At 62.6% G+C, this 22,094-nt stretch carries 21 protein-coding genes; 19 read left to right on the forward strand and 2 right to left on the reverse strand.

Annotated elements, in window-relative coordinates:
• Positions 1-8 precede the first annotated feature (8 nt).
• The 10 genes from KOL99_RS13485 to KOL99_RS13530 all read left to right on the forward strand — a co-directional run bounded on the left by KOL99_RS13485 (position 9) and on the right by KOL99_RS13530 (position 8,596).
• A complete protein-coding gene (locus KOL99_RS13485; protein WP_199395290.1) occupies positions 9-440 on the forward strand; it encodes an ACT domain-containing protein in 432 nt (143 codons plus the stop codon).
• A gap of 197 nt (positions 441-637) precedes the next feature.
• Positions 638-1,780 (forward strand): ABC transporter substrate-binding protein, encoded by a 1,143-nt coding sequence (locus KOL99_RS13490; RefSeq protein ID WP_216510973.1) that lies wholly within the window; start codon positions 638-640, stop codon positions 1,778-1,780.
• Positions 1,781-1,822: 42 nt separating this feature from the next.
• Positions 1,823-2,962 (forward strand): ABC transporter substrate-binding protein, encoded by a 1,140-nt coding sequence (locus tag KOL99_RS13495; protein ID WP_216510974.1) that lies wholly within the window; start codon positions 1,823-1,825, stop codon positions 2,960-2,962.
• 13 nt (positions 2,963-2,975) lie between these two features.
• Positions 2,976-3,860 (forward strand): branched-chain amino acid ABC transporter permease, encoded by an 885-nt coding sequence (locus KOL99_RS13500; RefSeq protein ID WP_216510975.1) that lies wholly within the window; start codon positions 2,976-2,978, stop codon positions 3,858-3,860.
• A gap of 66 nt (positions 3,861-3,926) precedes the next feature.
• Entirely contained in the window at positions 3,927-4,892 is a 966-nt protein-coding gene (locus KOL99_RS13505) for a branched-chain amino acid ABC transporter permease (RefSeq protein ID WP_216510976.1), read from the forward strand.
• Complete coding sequence (locus KOL99_RS13510) at positions 4,885-5,637, forward strand: ABC transporter ATP-binding protein (protein ID WP_216510977.1); 753 nt, start codon at positions 4,885-4,887, stop codon at positions 5,635-5,637. The genes KOL99_RS13505 and KOL99_RS13510 overlap by 8 nt, the downstream gene beginning before the upstream one ends.
• A gap of 13 nt (positions 5,638-5,650) precedes the next feature.
• The gene (locus KOL99_RS13515; RefSeq protein WP_216510978.1) at positions 5,651-6,394 is read left to right on the forward strand and encodes an ABC transporter ATP-binding protein; all 744 of its coding nucleotides are present in this window, start codon (positions 5,651-5,653) and stop codon (positions 6,392-6,394) included.
• A gap of 2 nt (positions 6,395-6,396) precedes the next feature.
• Positions 6,397-7,698, forward strand: a complete 1,302-nt coding sequence (locus tag KOL99_RS13520) for a phenylacetate--CoA ligase family protein (protein WP_183346168.1) — start codon at positions 6,397-6,399, stop codon at positions 7,696-7,698.
• A 102-nt stretch (positions 7,699-7,800) separates the two neighbouring features.
• Complete coding sequence (locus KOL99_RS13525; protein WP_199388740.1) at positions 7,801-8,133, forward strand: c-type cytochrome; 333 nt, start codon at positions 7,801-7,803, stop codon at positions 8,131-8,133.
• 196 nt (positions 8,134-8,329) lie between these two features.
• A complete protein-coding gene (locus KOL99_RS13530; RefSeq protein WP_216510979.1) occupies positions 8,330-8,596 on the forward strand; it encodes a hypothetical protein in 267 nt (88 codons plus the stop codon).
• 159 nt (positions 8,597-8,755) lie between these two features.
• Here the strand turns inward: KOL99_RS13530 and KOL99_RS13535 are convergent, their stop codons facing one another.
• Entirely contained in the window at positions 8,756-9,133 is a 378-nt protein-coding gene (locus KOL99_RS13535; RefSeq protein ID WP_216510980.1) for a pyridoxamine 5'-phosphate oxidase family protein, read from the reverse strand.
• An 83-nt stretch (positions 9,134-9,216) separates the two neighbouring features.
• The gene (locus KOL99_RS13540) at positions 9,217-10,416 is read right to left on the reverse strand and encodes an MFS transporter (protein WP_216510981.1); all 1,200 of its coding nucleotides are present in this window, start codon (positions 10,414-10,416) and stop codon (positions 9,217-9,219) included.
• A 224-nt stretch (positions 10,417-10,640) separates the two neighbouring features.
• Between KOL99_RS13540 and rd the strand changes: the two genes are divergently transcribed.
• The 9 genes from rd to KOL99_RS13585 all read left to right on the forward strand — a co-directional run bounded on the left by rd (position 10,641) and on the right by KOL99_RS13585 (position 22,055).
• Positions 10,641-10,799 (forward strand): rubredoxin, encoded by a 159-nt coding sequence (rd, locus tag KOL99_RS13545; protein WP_216511140.1) that lies wholly within the window; start codon positions 10,641-10,643, stop codon positions 10,797-10,799.
• Between the two features lie 17 nt (positions 10,800-10,816).
• Positions 10,817-12,151 carry an FAD-dependent oxidoreductase gene (locus KOL99_RS13550; RefSeq protein ID WP_216510982.1) on the forward strand — a complete coding sequence of 445 codons (1,335 nt, stop codon included), beginning with the start codon at positions 10,817-10,819 and terminating at the stop codon, positions 12,149-12,151.
• Between the two features lie 10 nt (positions 12,152-12,161).
• Entirely contained in the window at positions 12,162-14,975 is a 2,814-nt protein-coding gene (gene acnA / locus KOL99_RS13555; protein WP_216510983.1) for an aconitate hydratase AcnA, read from the forward strand.
• 257 nt (positions 14,976-15,232) lie between these two features.
• The gene (locus KOL99_RS13560; RefSeq protein ID WP_183346158.1) at positions 15,233-15,523 is read left to right on the forward strand and encodes a metal-sensitive transcriptional regulator; all 291 of its coding nucleotides are present in this window, start codon (positions 15,233-15,235) and stop codon (positions 15,521-15,523) included.
• A 21-nt stretch (positions 15,524-15,544) separates the two neighbouring features.
• A complete protein-coding gene (locus KOL99_RS13565; RefSeq protein ID WP_216510984.1) occupies positions 15,545-18,031 on the forward strand; it encodes a heavy metal translocating P-type ATPase in 2,487 nt (828 codons plus the stop codon).
• Between the two features lie 2 nt (positions 18,032-18,033).
• Positions 18,034-18,252 (forward strand): heavy metal-binding domain-containing protein, encoded by a 219-nt coding sequence (locus tag KOL99_RS13570; protein ID WP_216510985.1) that lies wholly within the window; start codon positions 18,034-18,036, stop codon positions 18,250-18,252.
• Positions 18,253-18,670: 418 nt separating this feature from the next.
• Positions 18,671-19,831: an ABC transporter permease gene (locus KOL99_RS13575; RefSeq protein WP_216510986.1), complete on the forward strand. Its 1,161-nt coding sequence runs from the start codon at positions 18,671-18,673 to the stop codon at positions 19,829-19,831.
• A 10-nt stretch (positions 19,832-19,841) separates the two neighbouring features.
• Positions 19,842-20,510 (forward strand): ABC transporter ATP-binding protein, encoded by a 669-nt coding sequence (locus KOL99_RS13580; protein ID WP_216510987.1) that lies wholly within the window; start codon positions 19,842-19,844, stop codon positions 20,508-20,510.
• 267 nt (positions 20,511-20,777) lie between these two features.
• The gene (locus KOL99_RS13585; RefSeq protein WP_216510988.1) at positions 20,778-22,055 is read left to right on the forward strand and encodes a TolC family protein; all 1,278 of its coding nucleotides are present in this window, start codon (positions 20,778-20,780) and stop codon (positions 22,053-22,055) included.
• Positions 22,056-22,094: the final 39 nt, after the last annotated feature.

A 22,094-nucleotide genomic window follows, 5' to 3' on the forward strand; every position in this document is an offset into this window, starting at 1 on the left:
GGAACGTCATGCACGTAGAACAGATCTCCATATTCATCGAAAACAAGTTCGGACGTCTGGCCGAGGTGACCCGCATCCTGGGCGATGCCGGGGTGAACATCCGCACCCTGTCCCTGGCGGACACCTCCGACTTCGGCATCCTGCGCCTGATCGTGAACGACACCGAGAAGGCGAGGACCGTGCTCAAGGAGCGCGGCTTCACGGTGAGCAAGACCGAGGTGGTCGCGGTCGAGATCCCGGACCGTCCCGGCGGGCTCGCCGACATCCTCCAGGTGCTGGACGCCGACGGGATCAACGTCGAGTACATGTACGCCTTCGTGGAGCGCTGCGGCGAGAACGCGGTGATGATCTTCCGCTTCGACGAGACCCAGAAAGCGATCGCCACCCTGACCGGAAAGAGCTTCAACGTGCTGCCGGGGGAGAGGCTGTACAGCATGTAGTTTGGCCCGAGAGGGTAGCTCCCTCCCCCGGAGGGGGAGGGTTGGGGAGGGGGAACCTTCGGCGACCGTTTCCCCCCTCCCGGCCTCCCCCCTCCGGGGGGAGGAGAAGGACGCGCCTGCCGTGAACCGTTTCTTTAACGGCAGTCGTACAACCTGTTCATATTCAATGCGGTTAACCAGGAAGAGGGGGGCAACAGATGAGAAAGATGTTCGCTGTAATCGGTATCACCATGCTGCTTCTGTGTAGCGCCAGCGCGGCTTTCGCCGCAGCTTCGATCAAGATCGGAGGACTTTTCGCCGTTACCGGACCTGCTTCCTTCCTTGGCGAACCGGAAAAAAACACCCTTGAACTGCTGGTCAAAGAGGCCAACGCCAAGGGGGGCATCAACGGCTCCAAGATCGAGCTCTTCATCTACGACACCGGCGGGGACGCCACCAAGGCGGTCCAGCTCGCCAACAAGCTGATCAAGAATGACAAGGTGGTCGCCATCGTCGGCCCCAGCACCACCGGCGAATCGATGGCCGTCATCCCGGTCGTCGAGAAAGAGCAGATCCCGCTCATCTCCTGCGCCGCCGGCATCAAGATCACCGACCCCGTCAAGAAGTGGGTCTTCAAGACCCCGGCCAACGACCACGTCGCCGCCGAGAAGATCCTGATCCAGGCCGAGAAGCTCAAACAGAAGAACATCGCCCTCATCACCGTTTCCGATTCCTTCGGCTCTTCCGGGCGCGAACAGTTGAAGCAGATGGCCGCCAAGCGCGGCTTCAAGATCGTTGCCGACGAGGTGTACTCGCCGAAAGACTCCGACATGACCCCGCAGCTCACCAAGATCAAGGCGGCCAAGCCGGACGCCATCATCTGCTGGGGCACCAACCCGGGTCCCGCCATCATCACCCGGAACCTTCAGCAGCTCGGCATCAAGACCCAGGTCTACCAGAGCCACGGCGTCGCCTCCAAGAAGTACATCGAACTCGCCACCCCCCAGGCGGCCGAGGGGATTATGCTTCCCGCGGGCAAGCTGGCCGTGTTCGACCTGCTGAAGCCGACTGACCCGCAGGCGAAGCTGCTCAAGGACTACAACACCGACTACAAGAAGAGCTACGGCGTCGAGGCCTCCACGTTCGGCGGCTACGCCTACGACGGCTTCCAGTTGATCGCGGCCGCCATCAAGAAAGGGGCCGTCACCCCGGCCCAGATCCGCGACGGCATCGAGAAAAACGGCCGCATGGTCGGCGTGTCCGGCATCTTCAAGATGTCGCCGACCGACCACAACGGCCTTGACCTGGGCGCCTTCGAGATGGTGCGCATCGTCAAGGGCGACTGGGTCATCGTCAAATAAAAGGACCGCGGCCAAGATGCCGCTCAAAAGGGGAGGGAAACCGTGAAAAAACTTGTCTCGACTGCTTTTGCTTCGTTCGCATTGCTGTGCCTGTCCACCGCCGCGCTGGCGGCTCCGCCCATCAAGATCGGCGCGCTCTTCGCCGTGACCGGCCCCGCGTCGTTCCTTGGCGAGCCCGAGCGCAACACGGCGCAGATGGTGGTCGACGAGATCAACAAGGCCGGCGGCGTCAAGGGGCGCAAGCTGGAGCTGATCACCTACGATACCGGCGGGGACGCTACCAAGGCGGTCCAGCTCGCCAACAAGCTGGTCAAGAACGACCAGGTGGTTGCCATCATCGGCCCGAGCACCACGGGGGACAGCATGGCCATCATCCCGGTGGTCGAGAAGGCCCAGGTCCCGCTCATCTCCTGCGCGGCAGGCAGCAAGATCACCGAGCCGGTGAAGAAATGGGTCTTCAAGACCGCCCAGAACGACGGGCTGGCGGTCGCCAGGATCTACGAACAGTTGAAGAGGGAGAAGAAGACCAAGGTGGCGATCCTGACCGTCTCCGACGGCTTCGGCGCCTCCGGCCGCGAGCAGCTGAAGGCGCAGGCAGCCCACTACGGCATCCAGATCCTGTCCGACGACACCTACGGCCCTAAAGATACCGACATGACGGCGCAGCTCGCCAAGATCCGCGGTTCCCAGGCCCAGGCCCTCATCTGCTGGGGCACCAACCCGGGCCCGGCTGTCATCGCGAGAAACGCGAAGCAGCTCGGCCTCTCCATCCCGGTCTACATGAGCCACGGCGTCTCCTCCAAGAAGTTCATCGAACTGGCCGGCGACGCCGCCGAGGGGATCAGGCTGCCGTCGGGCAAGGTGCTGGTCGCCGACCTGCTCCCGAAAAACGACAAGCAGAGAAACTCCCTGCTCGCCTTCATCAAGGACTACCAGAACCATTTCAAGGCCGAGGGTGACCACTTCGGCGGCCACGCCTGGGATGCGGTCATGCTCCTGAAAGGCGCCATCGAGAGGGGGGGCGACACCCCTGCCGGCATCCGCAACGCGCTGGAAAACACCCGCAACTTCCCGGGTATCGGCGGCGTTTTCAGCTACTCCGCCAAAGACCACGCCGGTCTGACCAAGGACGCCTTCACCCTGGTCGAAGTGCGCAAAAAAGACTGGGTGCTGGTCAAGTAGGTAAAGAGGATTCATGGAGCTTTTAAACCAGGTTACGCAGTTCGTCATATCGGGGCTCGCCACAGGTTCCATCTACGCCCTTATTGGCCTCAGCTTCGCCATCATCTTCAATTCGACAGGGATCATCAACTTCGCCCAGGGTGAGTTCGTCATGCTGGGCGGAGTGTTGACCATCTTCTCGCTGAACGTGCTGCATCTGCCGCTGCTGGCCGCCATCGTCGTCGCGGTGGCGGTAACGACCATCATTGGCCTTCTTTTCGAGCGGCTGGCCATCCGGCCGCTTAAAAACGCCACCCCGCTCATGCTCATCATCATCACCATCGGCGCCAGCATCTTGATTCGCGGCCTGGTGATGCTCTTGTGGGGCAAGGACACCCAGGCGCTGCCGGCCTTCTCCGGGACCGATCCCATCAGCATCGCCGGCGCGACCCTGTTGCCGCAGCACCTCTGGATCTTCGGTGTCACCGTGCTGGTCATCATCGGCTGCCGGCTCTTCTTCAACCACACCATCAGCGGCAAGGCCATGCGCGCCTGCTCCTTCAATCGCCGCGCCGCCAACCTGGTCGGCATCAGCGTGGGGCGCATGGTCCTCTTCTCCTTCGTGATATCCGCCGCCGTCGGCTCGCTGGCGGGGGTGATCATCGCCCCGCTCACCATGACCGCCTACGACGTCGGCGTCATGCTGGGGTTGAAGGGGTTTTGCGCCGCCATCATGGGGGGGATGGGGAGCGGTCTCGGCACCGTATTGGGCGGCCTGATCCTGGGGACCCTCGAGTCACTCGGGGCCGGGCTCATCTCCTCCGGTTACAAGGACGCCATCGCGTTTTTCATCCTGCTCCTGATCCTTTTCATCAGGCCGCAGGGACTTTTCAAGAAGGGCGAGACGGAGCGGGTCTGATACCCTCTCCCAGAGGGCAGTTTGGCAGTATCTAGTGCATGAATCACGCGGAAGGATGATCTTGTTTTGAAATCGGACAGAATTAAATTTCTCGTTTTTGCCCTCGTGGTGCTGCTCGTCCCGCTGCCGCTTTCCGGGGGGTACCTCACCAACGTCCTCATCTTCGTCGGGATCAACAGCGTGCTCGCCTTGGGGTTGAACCTCCTTCTGGGCTACGCGGGACAGATTTCGCTCGGGCAGGCAGCCTTCTTCGGTCTGGGCGCCTACGGCTCCGGCGTGCTTACCACCGCTTACGGCGTCAACCCCTGGCTGGCCATGGTCGCGGTCGCGCTCTGCGTCGCCCTGTTTGCTTTCGCCATCGGTTTCCCGGTGCTGCGCCTGAAGGGGCACTACCTGGCCATGGCGACCCTCGGCGTCGGCGTCATCGTCAACATCGCCCTCAACGAGACCGTGGAACTTACCGGCGGCCCCTCCGGGCTCTCCGGCATCCCCAACCTCACTATCGGCAGCCTCACCTTCGACTCCGACCTGAAGAACTACTACCTGGTCTGGGTGTTCGCGCTGGGGATGATCCTGCTGTCGCTGAACCTGGTGAACTCCCGCTTCGGCCGGGGTCTTCGGGCCATCCACGATTCCGAGGTGGCCGCCCGCGTCATGGGGGTCAACGCGAGGCTCATGAAGGTGCAGGTGTTCACCCTGTCGGCATTCATGTCCGCCATCATGGGGAGCCTGTACTGCCACGTGATGACCTTCATCTCGCCCAACTCCTTCGGCTTTCACTTCTCGGTGGAACTCCTCACCATGATCGTCATCGGCGGCCTGGGGAGCGTGTACGGCTCCATCCTGGGGGCGCTGCTATTGACCCTGCTTCCCGAGATGCTGCGCACCTTCCAGGACTACGACATCATCGTGTACGGGCTCTTGCTGATCACCATGACCATCTATCTCCCCGGCGGCCTGGTGGAGGGGATCCCGGCGCTGTTGCGGCGCCTGGTGCCGGCCAGGAAGGTAACGGAGGGGAGCGATGCTTAGCCTGAACGGAATCGGCAAGAGGTTCGGCGGGCTGACCGCCCTGGAGGGGATCAGCTTCAACGTCGGCAAGGGATCCATCACCGGCATCATCGGCCCCAACGGCGCCGGCAAGACCACGCTCTTCAACGTCGCCACCGGCATCTATCCCCCCTCCAGCGGGGCGGTGCTCCTGGAGGGGAAGGACATCTCCAAGCTGCCGCCGGAAGGGCGTGCGCGGCTGGGGCTGGTGCGCACCTTCCAGAACATCGAGCTCTTCGGCAAGATGACCGTGCTGGAGAACGTGATGGTCGGCCTGCACACCCAGAGCCGTTCCGGTTTGTTCGCCTGCTCCTTCCGGATGCCGTGGCAGATGAGCGAGGAGCGCCGCATCCGCGAGCGGGCCATGGAATTGCTCGACTTCGTCTGCATCCCCGACCTGGCCGGGGTTCAGGCCGGAACGCTGTCCTTCGGCAAGGGGAGGCTCCTGGAGATCGCCCGGGCCATGGCGCTGGAGCCGAAGATCCTCCTGATGGACGAGCCTGCGGCGGGTCTCAACAGCAGCGAGACGGCCGAACTGGCGGAACTGATCAAGCGGATCCGCGACCTGGGCGTAACCGTGGCGCTGGTCGAACACGACATGGACCTGGTCATGGACATCTGCGACCAGTTGGTGGTCCTGAACCTGGGCACCATGCTGGCGGAGGGGACCCCGAGGCAGATCCAGGACAACCCGGCCGTCATCACCGCGTACCTGGGCGAAGAGTAGGCAAAGGAAACCGATGCTAAAGATCAAGAACATCAACGCCTATTACGGCAAGGTGCACGCGCTCAAGAACGTCTCGCTGCACCTGAAGGCCGGCGAGATAGTGACCCTCATCGGCGCCAACGGCGCGGGAAAAACCACGCTGCTCAACACGCTCTCGGGCATCATCCCGACGGCAAGCGGGGAGATCCTGCTGGAGGGGAGGGACATCGTTGGTCAGGCGGCCGATCGCGTGGTCTCGCTGGGGCTTTCCCAGGTGCCGGAAGGGCGCCAGGTCTTCAACCCGCTCACCGTCGAGGAGAACCTGGAACTGGGCGCTTACCTGCGCTACCGGTCCGGCGGGCAGAGAAGCGAGATCGGCGCCGACCTGGAGCGCATGTTCCAGATGTTTCCGAGGTTGAAGGAACGTCGACGCCAGGCGGCGGGAACCCTTTCCGGCGGCGAACAGCAGATGCTGGCCATCGGCCGCGCGCTCATGGCGCGTCCCAAGCTGTTGCTTCTGGACGAGCCGTCCATGGGGCTCGCCCCGCTGGTGGTGCAGGACATCTTCAAGGTGATCGAGCGCCTGCGCGGCGAGGAGGGGACCACGATCCTTCTGGTGGAGCAGAACGCGCGCGCCGCCCTGAAGGTCGCCGACCGCGGTTACGTCCTTGAGACCGGTAAAGTGATACTTGAAGGAAAGGCGTCCGAGTTGCTGGAAAACAAGGATGTGCAGCGCGCCTATCTGGGGCGCGACAAGAAAGAAATTTGGGAGAGGTAGCTATGCAGATTTGGGAGCCCGAATACGAGTGCATGCCGCGGGAGGAGATCGAGCAGCTCCAGTTGGAGCGGCTCCAGGCTACTCTGAACCGCGTTTACAAGAACGTCACCTGCTACCGCACCAGGTTCAAGGAGATGGGGATCGTCCCCGAGGACGTCCGGTCCCTGGCCGACCTCGCCAAGCTCCCGTTCACCACCAAGGAGGACCTGCGCCTCAACTACCCGTATGGCATGTTCGCGGTGCCGCTGCGCGAGGTGGTCCGCATCCACTCCTCCTCCGGCACTACCGGCAAGCCGACCGTCGTCGGCTACACCAAGCACGACCTGAAGGTCTGGTCGAGTCTGGTGGCCCGGTTCATGACCGCGGCGGGCGTCAACAGCGATGACGTCGTCCAGATCGCCTTCGGCTACGGTCTCTTCACCGGCGCCTTCGGTCTGCACTACGGCTCGGAAATGATCGGTGCCTCCGTCATCCCGATGGGCGCGGGCAACACCGAGAAGCAGATCATGATCATGCAGGACTACCGCACCACCGCGCTGGTCTCCACCCCGAGTTACGCGGTCACCATCGCGGAGCGGATGGAGAAGATGGGGATCGATCCCAAGGGGCTCACCCTGAAGGTCGGCCTCTTCGGCGGCGAGCCCTGGTCCGAAGCGATGCGGCGCGAGATCGAGGAGCGTCTCGGCATCACCGCCACCGACAACTACGGTCTCTCCGAGGTCATCGGCCCGGGCGTCGCCGGGGAGTGTCTGTGCAAGCGCGGCATGCATATCTCGGAGGACCACTTCATCGCCGAGATCATCGACCCGGATACCGGCGCCGTGCTTCCTCCCGGCAGCGTGGGCGAACTGGTGCTCACCTCGCTCACCAAGGAAGCCTTCCCGATGGTGCGGTACCGGACCCGCGACATCACCTCGCTCGACTACGAGAAGTGCGATTGCGGCAGGACCATGGTGCGCATGAAGAAGACCATGGGGCGCTCCGATGACATGCTGATCATCAAGGGGGTGAACGTCTACCCGTCGCAGATCGAGGACGTGCTCTTCGCCATCGAGGGGTGCCAGCCGCACTACCAGTTGGTCGTGGACCGCAAGGGGGCGCTCGATACCCTCGAGATTCGCATCGAAGTGACCGAGAACATCTTCTTCGACGAGATGAAGAAGCAAAAGGCCTTCCTGGACAAGGTGGAGAAGAAGATCGACTCCGTGCTCGGCGTCGGCGCCGTGGTGAAGTTGGTGGAGCCCAACAGCATTCCGAGGGCTGAAGGCAAAGCGTGCCGCGTCATTGACAACAGGAAAATCTAGACTAGCATTGATTCCGCTTTTGCTTTCAAGCCGGGTGTTATTAGGCTGCAAGCGATACTCAACTGGGGCACGCCCCCCCGATACTACCAAGGAGGAATCAACATGAAAAAAGTTGTCATTGCTACTGCTGCTGTGCTGTCTATGTCGGTAATCGCGGTTCCCGCCTTCGCTGACGTCAAGAAGGGCGAGAAGATCGATGCCAAGGCCGAGTTCGATAAGCACTGTGTCGCCTGCCACCCGAAAGGGGGCAACATTATCAACCCCAAGAAGGGCCTGGGCAAGAAGGACCTCGCCGCCAACGGGGTAAAGACCGAGAAGGATATCGTCGCCAAGATGCGCAACCCGGGTCCCGGGATGACCAAGTTCGACGCCAAGGCCGTGCCCGATGCCGAGGCCCACGCCATCGCGAAGTACATCCTGGCGACCTACAAGTAATTCCCGTTTTCAGAAAAGCAAAAAGCACCTGCCGGCCCTGCGCCTGCAGGTGCTTTTTTATTCATACAGGGCATCTGTGAGCCAGGGCACGGATGCCTTGCAGGACATCCACGCCCTCACATTGGCGTTTGACTTTGCCTTCATTACTGTTAAACCGATCTAATGCTTTTTAACCCGTTTGAGCAAGGAGCAGGCGATGGCAAAGAATAATTGGCTCTTCAAATGGCCGGCCCTGCGCCAGCTGGCCAGCAGCGACACGGCAGGACTGGGTGAGGCCGCCATGACCGAACGGACCCGTACCCTGAAACCGCGCATCGCGGATGCGGACAAGGTGGTGGGGTCGATCTGCCCGGAGCCCTCACCACCATCGGCGCCATCTGCCTGCGCTTCGCGCTGCTGGAGTCGGGAAAGGCGGCGGCACGGGAGCCGCAAACGACCATCAATGTGCAGCGCAGCAGGATGAACCGCTAGCGGGCACGGCGGGGGGGGCGGTGGCGGGAACAAGGCACGACACGGCAACCATATAAAGAAAGAGCGCCGCGGGAAAATCCAGCGGCGCTCTTTCTTTATTCTGTCTGGTCCATTCCCATTTCCTCTCCCAAGGGGCGAGGGGGGGACGCCACTACAGCGTCTGCTTGGCGGCGGACACCTTGATCTCAAGTACCGCCCGGGCCCAGGGGAAGGTGGCCTTGGTGGATTCGAAGGTGGGGCCGGAATCGAGGATGGTTCCGGTTCCTTCCACGAAGAACCCGGTGCCGGGGCCGTGACTACCTTCAACCTCACGGGTGCCGAGCGTGATCAGGACCCTCGGGTTCTGGGCCAGGTTGTTCTCGGTCACGTGCATGTAGCCGACCGGCACCAGCAGTTTCCCGTCCGGGCTGATCCTCAGGTAGCTGTTCCAGGTATTGACCATGTGCGGCCCTTCAATCCCCTGGGTCACTATGGCCACCACGCCCTCATGCGCCATCACTTCTTTCATCTTTTCAGGAATCGCTATCATACGGAACCTCCTTTGTGGCAGTTGTCATGCCTGATGGCGTACTTGTGTATCTACTTACCGCTTTACTTGTGTCGATGTTTGTTTCAGGTTTCGGCTATGAGTGCGGCAGTAGGTGCTTTTTCAGGTACCCGCATCCACTGTGCCGCGATCAGCGAGATGACACCAAGCACGGTGCCGCCAATGAACGGTATGCGGTAATCCATCATCCAGAAGTATCCGCCGAGCGCGGGCAGGAACACGGCCGCTATGTGATTGATGGTGAACCCGACAGACATCGAGGACGCGATATCTGCGGGGTCGGCCACCTTCTGGAAGTAGGTCCTGATGGCGACTTCGAAATTGTAGAGGATGTTGTCAAGTATGTACATCAGCATGACCAGATTTTTCGAGGTGGTGAAGGCGTAGACCAGGAAGATGACGATGACGCCGGAGTACTCGATGGAGGAGATGGTGCGTTCGCCGAAGTGGTTGATCGCCTTGCCGATCAGCGAGTTGAGGATGTAGGCGACCACGTTGTTCACGATGAAGAGGATGGTCATCTCGCGCACCGTGAAATGAAACACCTGGACCAGGAGCAGGATGGAGAAGACCACGAAGATCTGGCGCCTGGCGCCGGAGAGGAGCGTGAGGAGGTAAAAGAGCGAGTAGCGGCGGCGCAGGATCATCTTCTTGCGCTGCGGCACGATCCCGGCGTGGGTGGGGTTCTGGAACAGCCCCCAGACGCCCGCTGCCAGCACCAGGGCGCCGATGGCCAGGTACATCTCGCGGTACTGCGCTACCCCGCTCAGGCAGTACACGATGACGCCGGCGACGACGCTGGAAACCGCCGCCAAGGCCCGCAGGCGGCCGAAGATGAGCGGCGACAGCGCGGTGGAGAAGTACTGCAGCGTAAGGGACTGGTTGGTGCTTTCGTAGTAGTGGAAGCCGAAGCTCATCACCACGGTGGTGAAGATGACCCAGCCGTAGGACGGGAACAGCGCCGTGATGCCGGTGCCGAGCCCCAGGAGCACGACGGAGAGCGCCGCCAACTTGTGTTCCCGGACCAGCAGCAGCACGAACACGACCAGCAGGGACAGCAGCCCCGGGATCTCGCGCACCGACTGGGTCACGCCCACCTGGCTGCCGTTAAGGTGCACCATCTCGGCGGCGAAGTTGTTGAAGAGTATGGTATAGCCCTGCAGGCCGATGGTCGAGGCGGCGGTCAGCACCACCAGAAAGCGCAGCATCGGGCGCTGCTCCGAGGCCAGAAGCCCCGTATCGAATTTTCCCAGTACACCTTTCATGCATTCTCCAGTCGTCTTCTCGCGGGTCCCGCGCCGGCTCCAGCCGCGCGAAGGGCTATCTTTAGCACCGATGACGTCCGCTTGTATATACCGCTCTCTCTAATGATCGAGCCGTGGCTTGACATTAATGGGGCTCCAGCTACTTTTTATGAATGTTTTTGGGCGCGGGGTCTCCTCATGATAGGAAGAGCACCGTGTCAATCCCGTTGGCAAAGGAGGAAGTCATGCAGAAATACCGTTGTACGGTCTGTGGTTATGTCTATGATCCCGAGGTCGGCGATATCGACAGCGGCGTGGCCCCGGGGACGGCGTTCGAGGATATCCCCGAGGACTGGGTCTGCCCGGTATGCGGCGTCGACAAGAGCATGTTCGAGCCTGAATAACCTTCCGGGAGATCCTCATGAAGTGCGTGATTATCGGCGGCATCGCCGCCGGGCTTTCCGCCGCGAGCCAGATCAAGAGGCAGTCCCCCGAGGCCGAGGTCACCGTCCTCGAGAAGAGCGGCGACGTCTCCTATGCCGCCTGCGGCATGCCTTACAACCTGTTCTTCAAGGACCGGCCGGTGGAGAAGCTGTACGCCATGCCGTTGGAGACCATCCGCGGCGAGCGCGGCGTCGACTATCGGCTGCACCAGGAGGTGACCCGCATCGATGCGGACGCAAAGAAGGTCGAGGTCACCGATCTGCGCAGCGGCAAAAGCTACAGTGAATCCTACGATTTCCTGGTCTACGCCACCGGGAACAAGGCGATCCGCCTCGAGTACCCCGGCTTCGACGACAGCGATGTCTTCTATTTCCGTACCCTGGAGGACACCCGCCGGGCCAAGGACTTCCTCTACCGCACTCCCCCCGCCAAGGTGCTCCTGATCGGAGCGGGCTATACCAACCTCGAAGTCGCCGACGTCCTCACCAACCTGAAGCTCGCCCCGGTGATCGTCGAGAAGGCGCCGGTGATACTCCCCTCGTTTTGTGAGGAGGTGCGCGAGAAGGTTGTGGCCAAAGCGAAGGAAAAGGGGCTCGAACTCCTGACCGGCGTCGACATCGAGGAAAAGGATGGGCGCCGGGTGAGGACCTCGGCCGGCACCTTCGAGGCGGACATGGTGGTGGTGGCCGCGGGAGCACGCCCCAACACGGCCCTGTTCGCCGCGGCGGGAGGCGAGCTTGGCGTGGCCGGCGCGGTGAAGGTGGACCGGTACCTGCGCACCAACCTGGACGACGTCTTCTCCGGCGGCGACTGCGCCGAGCACTACGTCCGGCAGTTGGGGCTCAACTCGTACTTCCCTCTGGGGCCGGCGGCGAACAAGCAGGGGCGGGTGATCGGCAACAACATCTGCAATCCCGACAGGATGACCGAGTTCTGGGGGATCGACCAGACCGCCGTCTTCAAGTTCTTCGACTACACCGTGGCCACCACCGGGCTGAGCGAGCGGCAATTGCAGACGCTCAACAAGGACGTGGTCAAGGTGGTGGTGGACGGGCCGACCCGGGGCGAGTTCCCCGGCGGCGGCGTCATCCGCATCGTGCTCTTGTGCGAGAAGGGGAGCGGACTCCTCCTGGGCTGCCAGATGGTCGGCGAGGACGTGGTGGCCAAGCGTCTCGACATCCTTGCCACCGCCCTCTACAAGAAGATGACCGTCTTCGAAATAGCGGAGTTGGACCTGAGCTATTCCCCGCCGTACGCGCCGGTCTGGGACCCGGTCCTGGTCGCGGCCAACGTCGCAGTAAAAAAAGTCTGAGGAGAAAAGCATGAGCGTTACCAACAGCTACAATACCCTCTCCACGCTCACCGCGGGCGGCACGACCTACCGCTATCATTCCTTGAAGGCCTTCGCGGCCAACTCGGGTATCGATATCAGCCGCCTTCCTTACTCCATGAAGATCCTGCTGGAGAACCTGTTGCGCCGCGAGGACGGCGTGGTGGTGAAAAAGGAGGACATCGAGGCGGTGGCTCGCTGGGACGCGAAAGCCGAGCCGGACCAGGAGATACAGTTCATGCCGGCCCGCATCCTCCTGCAGGACTTCACCGGCGTGCCCGCCGTCGCCGACCTGGCCGCCATGCGCTCCGCCCTGGACCGCCTCGGCGGGCGTCCCTCGGACATCAACCCGATGCAGCGCGCCGACCTGGTCATCGACCACTCGGTCCAGGTCGACCAGTACGGCAGCCAGCTCGCCTTGAAGGCGAACTCCGTGCTGGAGTTCGAACGCAACCACGAGCGCTACCAGTTCCTGCGCTGGGGACAGTCCGCCTTCCGGAACTTCAGCGTGGTGCCGCCGGCTACCGGCATCTGCCACCAGGTGAACCTGGAATACCTGGCCCAGGTGGCGTTGGTGAACACGGTTGACGGCGAGGACGGCGGGGAGTGGGTGCTGCCTGATACCCTGGTCGGCACCGACTCGCACACGACGATGATCAACGGCCTGGGCGTGGTCGGCTGGGGCGTCGGCGGGATCGAGGCTGAGGCCGCCATGCTCGGGCAGCCCTGCTCCATGCTCATCCCGCAGGTGGTCGGCTTCCGCCTGACCGGCGCCCTGAGCCCCGGCGCCACCGCGACGGACCTGGTGCTGACCATCACCCAGATGCTCAGGAAGAAGGGGGTGGTGGGCAAGTTCGTCGAGTTCTACGGCCCCGGCGCCGCGTCGCTCAATATCGCGGACCGGGCCACCATCGGCAACATGGCCCCCGAGTACGGCGCCACCATCGGTGTCTTCCCCGTCGACGAGCAGACCACGGCCTACCTGGCACTCTCCGGAAGGGGCAAGGGGGTGCCGCTGGTCGAGGCCTACTTCAAGGAACAGGAACTCTGGCGCTCCTCGGACCGGCCCGAACCGGTGTTCAGCGACACCCTGGAACTGGACCTGGCCGACGTCGAACCGTCGCTCGCCGGTCCCAGCCGTCCCATGGATCGCGTGCGCCTCAAGGAAGTGCGTGGCTCGTTCAGAAGGCAGCTGGTCACCTTGAGGCAGCAGGACGCGGCCCACGTGGACAAGGAGACCCTGAACCGGTGGCTGGGAGAGGGAGGCGCACCGGTCACCGTGGCGCCCGAACTGATGGCGGAGCATCCGGACAAGGGGCTCGGTTCGCTGGGGCAGTGCGTCCCGGTGCGCCAGCCCGACGGCACCAGCTACAACCTGTGCCACGGCTCCATCGTCATCGCGGCGATCACCAGCTGCACCAATACCTCCAACCCCTCGGTCATGATCGGCGCCGGCGTGCTGGCCAGAAACGCGGTGCGGCGCGGCCTCCAGGTGCGCCCCTGGGTGAAGACCAGCCTCGCCCCGGGATCCAAGGTGGTCACCGACTACCTCGCCGCCGCCGGTTTGACGCCCTATCTGGACGCGCTCCGCTTCCACCTGGTCGGCTACGGCTGCACCACCTGTATCGGCAACAGCGGTCCCCTGGCGGACCACATCTCCCGCGCGGTGGTCGAGGGGGATCTCGCGGTCGCGGCGGTTCTCTCCGGCAACCGCAACTTCGAGGGGCGCATCAACGCGCACGTGCGGGCGAACTACCTCGCGTCGCCCCCGCTGGTGGTCGCCTACGCCCTGGCCGGCAACATCACCATCGACCTGACCCGCGATCCCCTCGGCACCGACCCCAACGGGGAGCCGGTCTACCTGAAGGACATCTGGCCGGACGACCAGGAAGTGGCGGATCTGGTGCAAAGCTGCGTGCACGCCGACTCCTTCGCCACCAACTACGCCGACGTCTTCCACGGCGACGACGAGTGGCGCAGCCTCGTGGTCCCCAGCGGCGAGCTGTACCAGTGGCAGGAGGACTCGACCTACATCAAGGAGCCCCCCTTCTTCCTCGACTTGCCGCGCGAGCCGCAACCCGTCGCCGATATCACCGGGGCGCGCTGCCTCGCCCTCCTGGGAGACTCCATCACCACCGACCACATCTCGCCCGCAGGCTCCATCGGCAAGGCGACCCCGGCCGGGCGCTACCTGATGTCGCTGGGCATCGAGCCCAAGGACTTCAACTCCTACGGCGCGCGGCGCGGCAACCACGAGGTGATGGTGCGCGGCACCTTCGCCAACACCCGCATCCGAAACGCGCTGGTCCCCGGAGTCGAGGGGGGCGTGACCAGCTACTTTGCCAAGGGCGACGGCAGCGGCAAGCAGATGTCCATCTTCGATGCCGCCGAGAACTACCGGGCCGACGGTACCCCGCTCGTCGTCATCGCCGGCAAGGAGTACGGCACCGGTTCGTCGCGCGACTGGGCCGCCAAGGGGACCAAGCTCCTCGGCATCCGTGCCGTCATCGCCGAGAGCTTCGAGAGGATCCACCGTTCCAACCTGGTGGGGATGGGGATTCTGCCGCTGCAATTCCTGCCGGGCGAGACCTACAAGAGTATCGGCCTCGACGGCACCGAGAGCTTCGATCTGACCGGCATGGATGGCGTTACGCCGGGGCAGAAACTCGAGGTGAACTTCACCAGGGTCGACGGCTCGACCGGATCGTTCACGGTGCTGGTGCGTATCGACACCTCCAACGAGCTCGACTATTACCACCACGGCGGGATCCTGCCGTTCGTGCTGAGGCAGTTCCTCAAGAGCTAAGTGCACCGATTGGCTACCTCATCAACCTGTAGGGGCGAATAATTATTCGCCCCTTTTTCTTTGCGATCTCCGCGAGGGGGACCCTCGGCGTATGATTCTGTCCCCGCCGCTTCTTCCGCCTACCCGCACCCCGTTCGGCAAAGGCGGGCGAATGATTATTCGCCCCTACAATTCTCGCTTGACCTGTAATACCCCCTGGGGGTATTGTTTCTGTAACGTGATACCCCGGTGGGGTATCTAGAAGACCGGAGGGAGCCATGAGCGACTCGTCAAAGAACAAGCTGAATACCCGCGTGAAAAGGATCGCCGGACAGGTAGCCGGTATCGAGCGGATGCTGGAGGAGAAGCGCTACTGCGTTGATATCCTGAACCAGATTTCCGCCGTGCGCTCCGCGCTCGATGCGTTGGGCGTCGAACTGCTGACCCGTCACCTCGAGAACTGCGTCTTGGGGCAGGGGGGTGACAAGCAACACGACCAGGCCAAGCCGATGAGCCAGCAGCAGTTGCTGGACGAGGTCAAGACGGCATTGTCACGGTTTCTCAAGTAGCCGGCAAGGGAGGAGAGAATCATGTCTGAAACAGTTTTGACACGCGACCCGGTCTGCGGCATGGAGGTCCCGGAATCGGCGCCGCTTTCCACGGTGCATGGCGGCGTCACCTATAAATTTTGCTCCGCGAGTTGCCTGGAGAAGTTCCTGGCCTCGCCCGAGACCTATCTCGAGGAAGGCACCGCGTCAGCACCGGTCGCGGCGCCCGCACCGGAGCGGGTGGAACAGTGCGAGCTGCCCCTCCTGGGCATGAGCTGCGCCGGGTGCGCCGGCCGCATCGAGAAGACGCTGAACGCGACGCCGGGAGTCGTCACCGCCGCGGTAAACTTCGCCACGACCCGCGCCACCATCAAGTACGACCCCAGGGGCACGACACCTGACGGGCTGAAGCGGGTGGTGCGCGACATGGGCTATGACGTACTGGAGTCCGGCGGCGAGGGGGAGGCGGACGAGGCCGGGATGCTGGAAGCGCAGACCCAGGTGCACGAGGCGCAGTACCGGAAGAACCGGACCAAGTTCGTGCTGGCGCTGGCCCTGACCCTGCCGGTTGCCGTGTTGGCCATGGGTGGCCACGTGGTGCCGGCCCTGGCGGACGCCTTCAACTTCCCCGGACGCTCCTGGGTAGAGCTCGCCCTCACAACTCCGGTGCTGTTCTGGGCCGGCCGCGAGTTCTTCACCGGCGCCTGGACCGCCGCCAAACACCGCGTGGCGGACATGAACACCCTGGTTGCCCTGGGCACCCTGTCCGCATACCTCTTCAGCCTGGTCGCGACCATCACTCCCGAATGGCTCATGGCCGGGGCTGGCGCGGCGGGCGCACACGGCCACGCCATGGCCTCGCCGGTCGGCGTCTACTACGAGGTGGCGGCCATCATCGTCACCCTGATCCTGATGGGGCGACTCCTGGAGGCGCGCGCCCGCAGCAAGACCAGCGGCGCCATTCACGCGCTGATCGGTCTGCAGCCCAAGCTGGCCCGCGTGATTCGCGACGGCAGGGAGGAGGATATCCCCATCACCGAGGTGCAACTGGGCGAGGTGATCGTGGTGCGTCCCGGCGAGAAGGTCCCGGTCGACGGCGAGGTGGTCGAGGGAACCTCCTCGGTCGACGAGAGCATGCTGACCGGCGAACCGCTGCCGGTGCACAAGAAGACGGGCGACACGGTGATCGGCGCCACCCTGAACAAGACCGGCTCGTTCCGGATGCGTGCCACCAGGATCGGCAAGGACACCGTGCTGCAGCAGATCGTACGCCTGGTGCAGCAGGCCCAGGGGAGCAAGGCTCCCATCCAGCGTCTCGCCGACCTGATCGCGAGCTACTTCGTTCCCGTCGTCATCAGTCTCGCCATCGCCACCTTCGTGATCTGGTTTGACGTCTCGCCGCCCGAGACGCGTCTCAACATGGCGGTACTCACCTTCGTCTCCGTTTTGATCATCGCCTGCCCCTGCGCCCTCGGTCTTGCCACCCCGACCGCCATCATGGTCGGCACCGGGCGCGGCGCCCAGAGCGGCATCCTGATCAAGGGGGGTGAGGCGCTGGAAACCGCCCACAAGCTGACCACCGTGGTGCTGGACAAAACCGGCACCATCACCCGCGGCGTCCCGGTCGTTACCGACGTCGAGACCGAGGGGCCGGACCGGCAGACCTTGCTGCGGTTGGCTGCCTCCGCTGAAGCGGGGAGCGAGCACCCACTCGGCGAGGCGATTGTGCGCTCGGCGGAAGAGCAGGGGCTTGACCGGCTGCCGGTGAGCGGTTTCAACGCCATACCCGGTCACGGCATCGAGGCAGAGGTCGGCGGGAAAAAGATACTGATCGGCACCGAACTGCTCCTCACCAACCACGGCATCGCCGTCGATCCGTCGAAGGCGCACCGGCTCGCCGACGCGGGAAAAACGCCGGTGCTGGTAGCCATCGACGGGAGTTTCGCAGGCGTCATCGCTGTCGCCGACCCGATCAAGGAGACGTCCGCCGCCGCCGTTAAGCGCCTGCACGACCTCGGGCTCGAGGTGATCATGCTGACCGGCGACAATCGTCGCACCGCAGATTCCATCGCCCGTCAGGTAGGCGTGGACCGGGTGGTCGCCGAGGTGCTGCCGGACGGCAAGGGGGAAGAGGTCAAGAAACTGCAGGCGCAGGGCAAGGTGGTGGCCATGGTTGGGGATGGCATCAACGACGCCCCGGCGCTGGCGCAGGCCGACGTCGGCATCGCCATGGGGAGCGGCACCGACGTCGCCATCGAGGCGGCCGACATCACGCTGGTACGCGGCGACCTAAACGGCGTCATCTCCAGCATCGCGCTCTCCCGCGCCACCATCGCCAACATCAAGCAGAACCTGTTCTTCGCCTTCATTTACAACATCCTCGGCATACCGATCGCGGCGGGGATCCTGTACCCGTTCACCGGGTGGCTCCTAAGCCCGATCATCGCTTCGCTCACCATGGCGCTCTCGTCCGTGAGCGTGGTCAGTAACGCGCTGCGTTTGCGCGGGTTTACCGTAGAGAGGGGATAACCATGGACACGGCTCAAATACTCGTAACGTTGGGCGGAGTGGCGCTCATCGCCGGCAACCTCTGGTTCTTTTTCGGGAAAAAGGCTACCATCAAGCCTGTCGCCGCGAAGGGAGCCCTGTATGCCTGCCCGATGCACCCCTGGATCACCAGCGATGATCCGTCCGCGGATTGTTCGATCTGCGGGATGAAGCTGGTCAGAAGTGACGAGGCGGGCAAGTAACGGCACCACGGCCGTGTGTGGAATATTCTGCTGAGTACGTGGAATATTCCCCCGCGGCCGTTGCCGTGTCTTGACGTCGGCACTGTGCTGAAACGGGAATACGGGGAGTTAGCCCCTGTATCGTCCTTTGGCATGACACTTGATTAAACGTTATCCGGTCGTCGTTGAAAAAGGCTGTCGCGGGGCTCCTCCTCCTCGGTCCCGCGGCAGCTTTCAATGCCGGCGACCTCCCTTTACCCGGCCTTCGGCCACCCTTTCCCGGAGGGCGAGGGTATGGTCAGCGACGGACAACCACCCGGCCTTCGGCCACCCTCTCCCAGGGGGCGAGGGTATGGTCAGCAACGAACACACGTCCACTGTAGGGGCGAATAATCATTCGCCCTTACTTGCACCGATCGACACGCATCTCGGAGACAAGATGAAACTGCACACCATCTCGATCAACAACCTGAAACGCCGCAAGGCCAAGATGGCGTTTTTGACCATCGGCCTCATGGTCGGCATCGCCACCATCGTGACCCTGGTCACCCTGACCCGCTCCATGTCCAACGACATCGAGCGGAAGATGGACGAGTTCGGCGCCAACATCCTGATCACCCCGCAGAGCAACGGCCTGTCCATGAACTATGGCGGCATCAACCTCGGGGGTGTCACCTTCGATCAGCGCGAGATCAAGCAGGAGGACCTGGACAAGGTCCGCAAGATCAAGAACAACAAGAACATCTCCTCCATCTCGCCCAAGGTACTGGGCGGCGTCAAGGTGGGGACGCACGACGTGCTGCTGGTCGGCGTCGACTTCGCGGCCGAACTGAAGATGAAGCAGTGGTGGCAGATCTTCGGCAGCGAGCCCAAGGGCGACAACGAGGTCCTCTTGGGGAGCGACGCCTCCAACACCCTCAACGCGACGTCGGGCGACAGCTTCGAGATCAAGGGCGAGAAGTTCAAGGTCGCCGGCGTCCTGAACCAGACCGGTTCGCAGGACGATTCCCTGGTCTTCATCGCGCTGCCCAAGGCGCAGAAGATCCTCGGCAAGGAAGGGAAGATCACCATGGCCGAGGTCGCGGCTCTCTGCTCTGGTTGCCCGATCTCCGACATGGTCAACCAGATCGCTGAGCTGCTCCCGGACAGCAAGGTTTCCGCGATCCAGCAGGTGGTGGCCGGACGTCTCAAGGCCCTGGACCAGTTCAAACGCTTCTCCTATGCCATGGCCAGCGTCGTCGTCTTCATCGGCTCCCTCATCGTCTTCGTGACCATGATGGGGAGCGTCAACGAGCGCACCACCGAAATCGGTGTCTTTCGTGCCATCGGCTTCAGAAAGAGCCACATCATGCGCATCATCCTGCTGGAGGCCGCGTTGGTGAGCCTTCTGGCCGGCGTGCTCGGCTACGCGGCGGGTATGGGGGGCGCCAAGCTCGCGCTTCCGTTCATGGCCGAAACCAAGAATGCCCACCTGGTCTGGGACACCACGATTGCCTTTGGCTCGATAGCGCTGGCGCTGCTGCTCGGCATCCTGGCGAGTCTCTACCCGGCGCTGCACGCGAGCAAGATGGACCCGACCGAGGCCCTTCGGGCACTTTAGAGAGGACGACATGGCGATCATACAGATGAAGAACGTGAAGAAGCAGTACCAGACCGGCTCCGACCTGGTCGAGGCGCTGCGCGGCGTGGACATAACCATCGAGGCGGGCGAGTTCATCACCATCATGGGGCAGTCCGGCTCGGGCAAGAGCACGCTCCTCTCGGTCCTGGGCGGGATGAACCATCCCACCAGCGGCGAGGTCGAGATGGCAGGGGTTAAGCTGTACCAGTTGAAAAGCGAGGAGTTGGCCGACTTCAGGGCGCAGAACCTTGGTTTCGTGTTCCAGTCGTTCCACCTGATCCAGTACCTGACCGCCCTGGAGAACGTCATGCTGCCGCTGGCCATCGTGAAGATGAGCACGGCCGCCAAGAAAGAGGCGGCCCGCCAGGCGCTGGAGCGGGTTGGGCTTGGTTCCAAGACCGACCGGCTCCCCAATCAGCTCTCCGGGGGCGAGCAGGAACGCGTCGCGATCGCCCGCGCCATCGTCAACAACCCGCACATCCTGCTCGCGGACGAACCGACGGGTAACCTCGATTCCAAAACCAGCGAGGAAGTCATGGCGCTGTTCAGGCAACTGAATGAAGCGGGACAGACGGTGGTGATGGTCACTCATAACCCGGAAAACGGCGCTTATTCGGATCGAACCATCCATTTGAAAGACGGCTTGATCAGCGCGTAGAAGGCAGAAACCTGTCGGTACATAGAAAGATCTGGAGGACCACACACTATTTCAAGAGGGTGTCCTTCAGATTTTTCTTTTTGAGCCGAAGGATCAATGATAAGACAAGCCCGTTCTGTTGTGTATAATATTCCACGATAACTGCCGAATATCCTTCGCATTGTGGAGAGTCCGCACTGCGTGATGCTATGGAAAACAGGCATTTAGAAGTGGGCACGGATCGTGTAGATCCATTGTGAACGCTACCGCCACGTTTCTGGAGTCGCCATGAAATACCGGCTTTTCCCGCTGTACCTGTTGTTGTCCATCCTGATGACCGCCCCTGCGGTTCTCGCCGAAGAGGCAAAACCCGCCACGGAAAACCTCGACCAACTGGTTCAGACGGCTTTGACCAACAATCCCGAACTCAAGTCGTCCTCTGCGCGTTGGGAGATGTATAAGAGCCGCATCAAGCAGGCGGGGGCCCTCGAAGATCCCATGCTGATGCTGAAGCTGCAAAACATGATCGTCACCGATCCGCTTAGCTTCAACAAGGACTCCATGACCCAGAAGGTGGTCGGCATCAGCCAGTTGATCCCGTTTGCCGGCAAGAGGAAGCTGAAGGAAGACATAGCTTCCGCCGAGGCGGAGACCTACCGCTGGACCGTCGAGGAGCGCAAGCTCGAACTGACCCGGATGGTGCGCGAGGCCTACTACCAGGTCTACTTCACCGACAAGTCCCTGGCGATCATCGACAAGAACATCAAGATTCTCGACGACTTCATCACCCTGGCGCAGACCAAGTACTCGGTCGGGCAGGGGGCGCAGCAGGATATCTACAAGGCCCTCCTGGAACGTTCCAAGATGCTCGACATGAAGATCTCGCTGGAGCAGCAGCGCCGCAGCCTCGAGGTGAGCCTGAACTCGTTGCTGAACCGCCCCCAGAGCACCAAGGTCGGCGCTGTCGCGGACTTCAAACTGTCGCCCTTCACCTACACCCCGGAGCAGTTGGTCGACCTCGCCGAGGAGAACCGGCCGCAGCTCAAGTCGGTCAAGGCGCAGATCGAGAAGGGGAGGGCGGGGCACCTGCTGGCGCAGAAGGAATCCTACCCCGACTTCAACGTCTCATTCGAGTACATGCAGCGCCAGAAGGCCATGGGGAGCGACGGTTCCGACATGTACTCGCTGGGCGTCACCTTCAACCTCCCCATCCAGAAGGAGCGGCGCGCCGCCATGCGGGCCGAGTCCTCCTCCGAGATCAACATGGCCAGCGAGGAACTGAACGGAGCGCGCAACACCATCTCTTCGGGAGTGAACGACCTCCTGGCGCAGATGGAGCGGCGCAGGAAGCTGATCGACCTGTACCTCACCGGCATCATCCCGCAGGCGGAGCAGTCGCTGGAGTCGGCGGTCATCGGCTACCGGGTCAACAAGGTGGACTTCCTGACCCTCTTGGACAACCGGGTCACCCTGTTCAATTACGAGCGCGAATATTACGATTCGATGGCTGATTACCAGATGAAGCTGGCCCAGCTCGAAGCGTTGGTGGGCAAGGACCTGCAGTAATCCCTGCAAAGTGAAATTTATTACCCCGCGAGGTACTTA

The sequence above is a fragment of the Geomonas azotofigens genome, from assembly GCF_018919395.1.
GTDB classification, from domain to species: Bacteria; Desulfobacterota; Desulfuromonadia; order Geobacterales; family Geobacteraceae; genus Geomonas; species Geomonas azotofigens.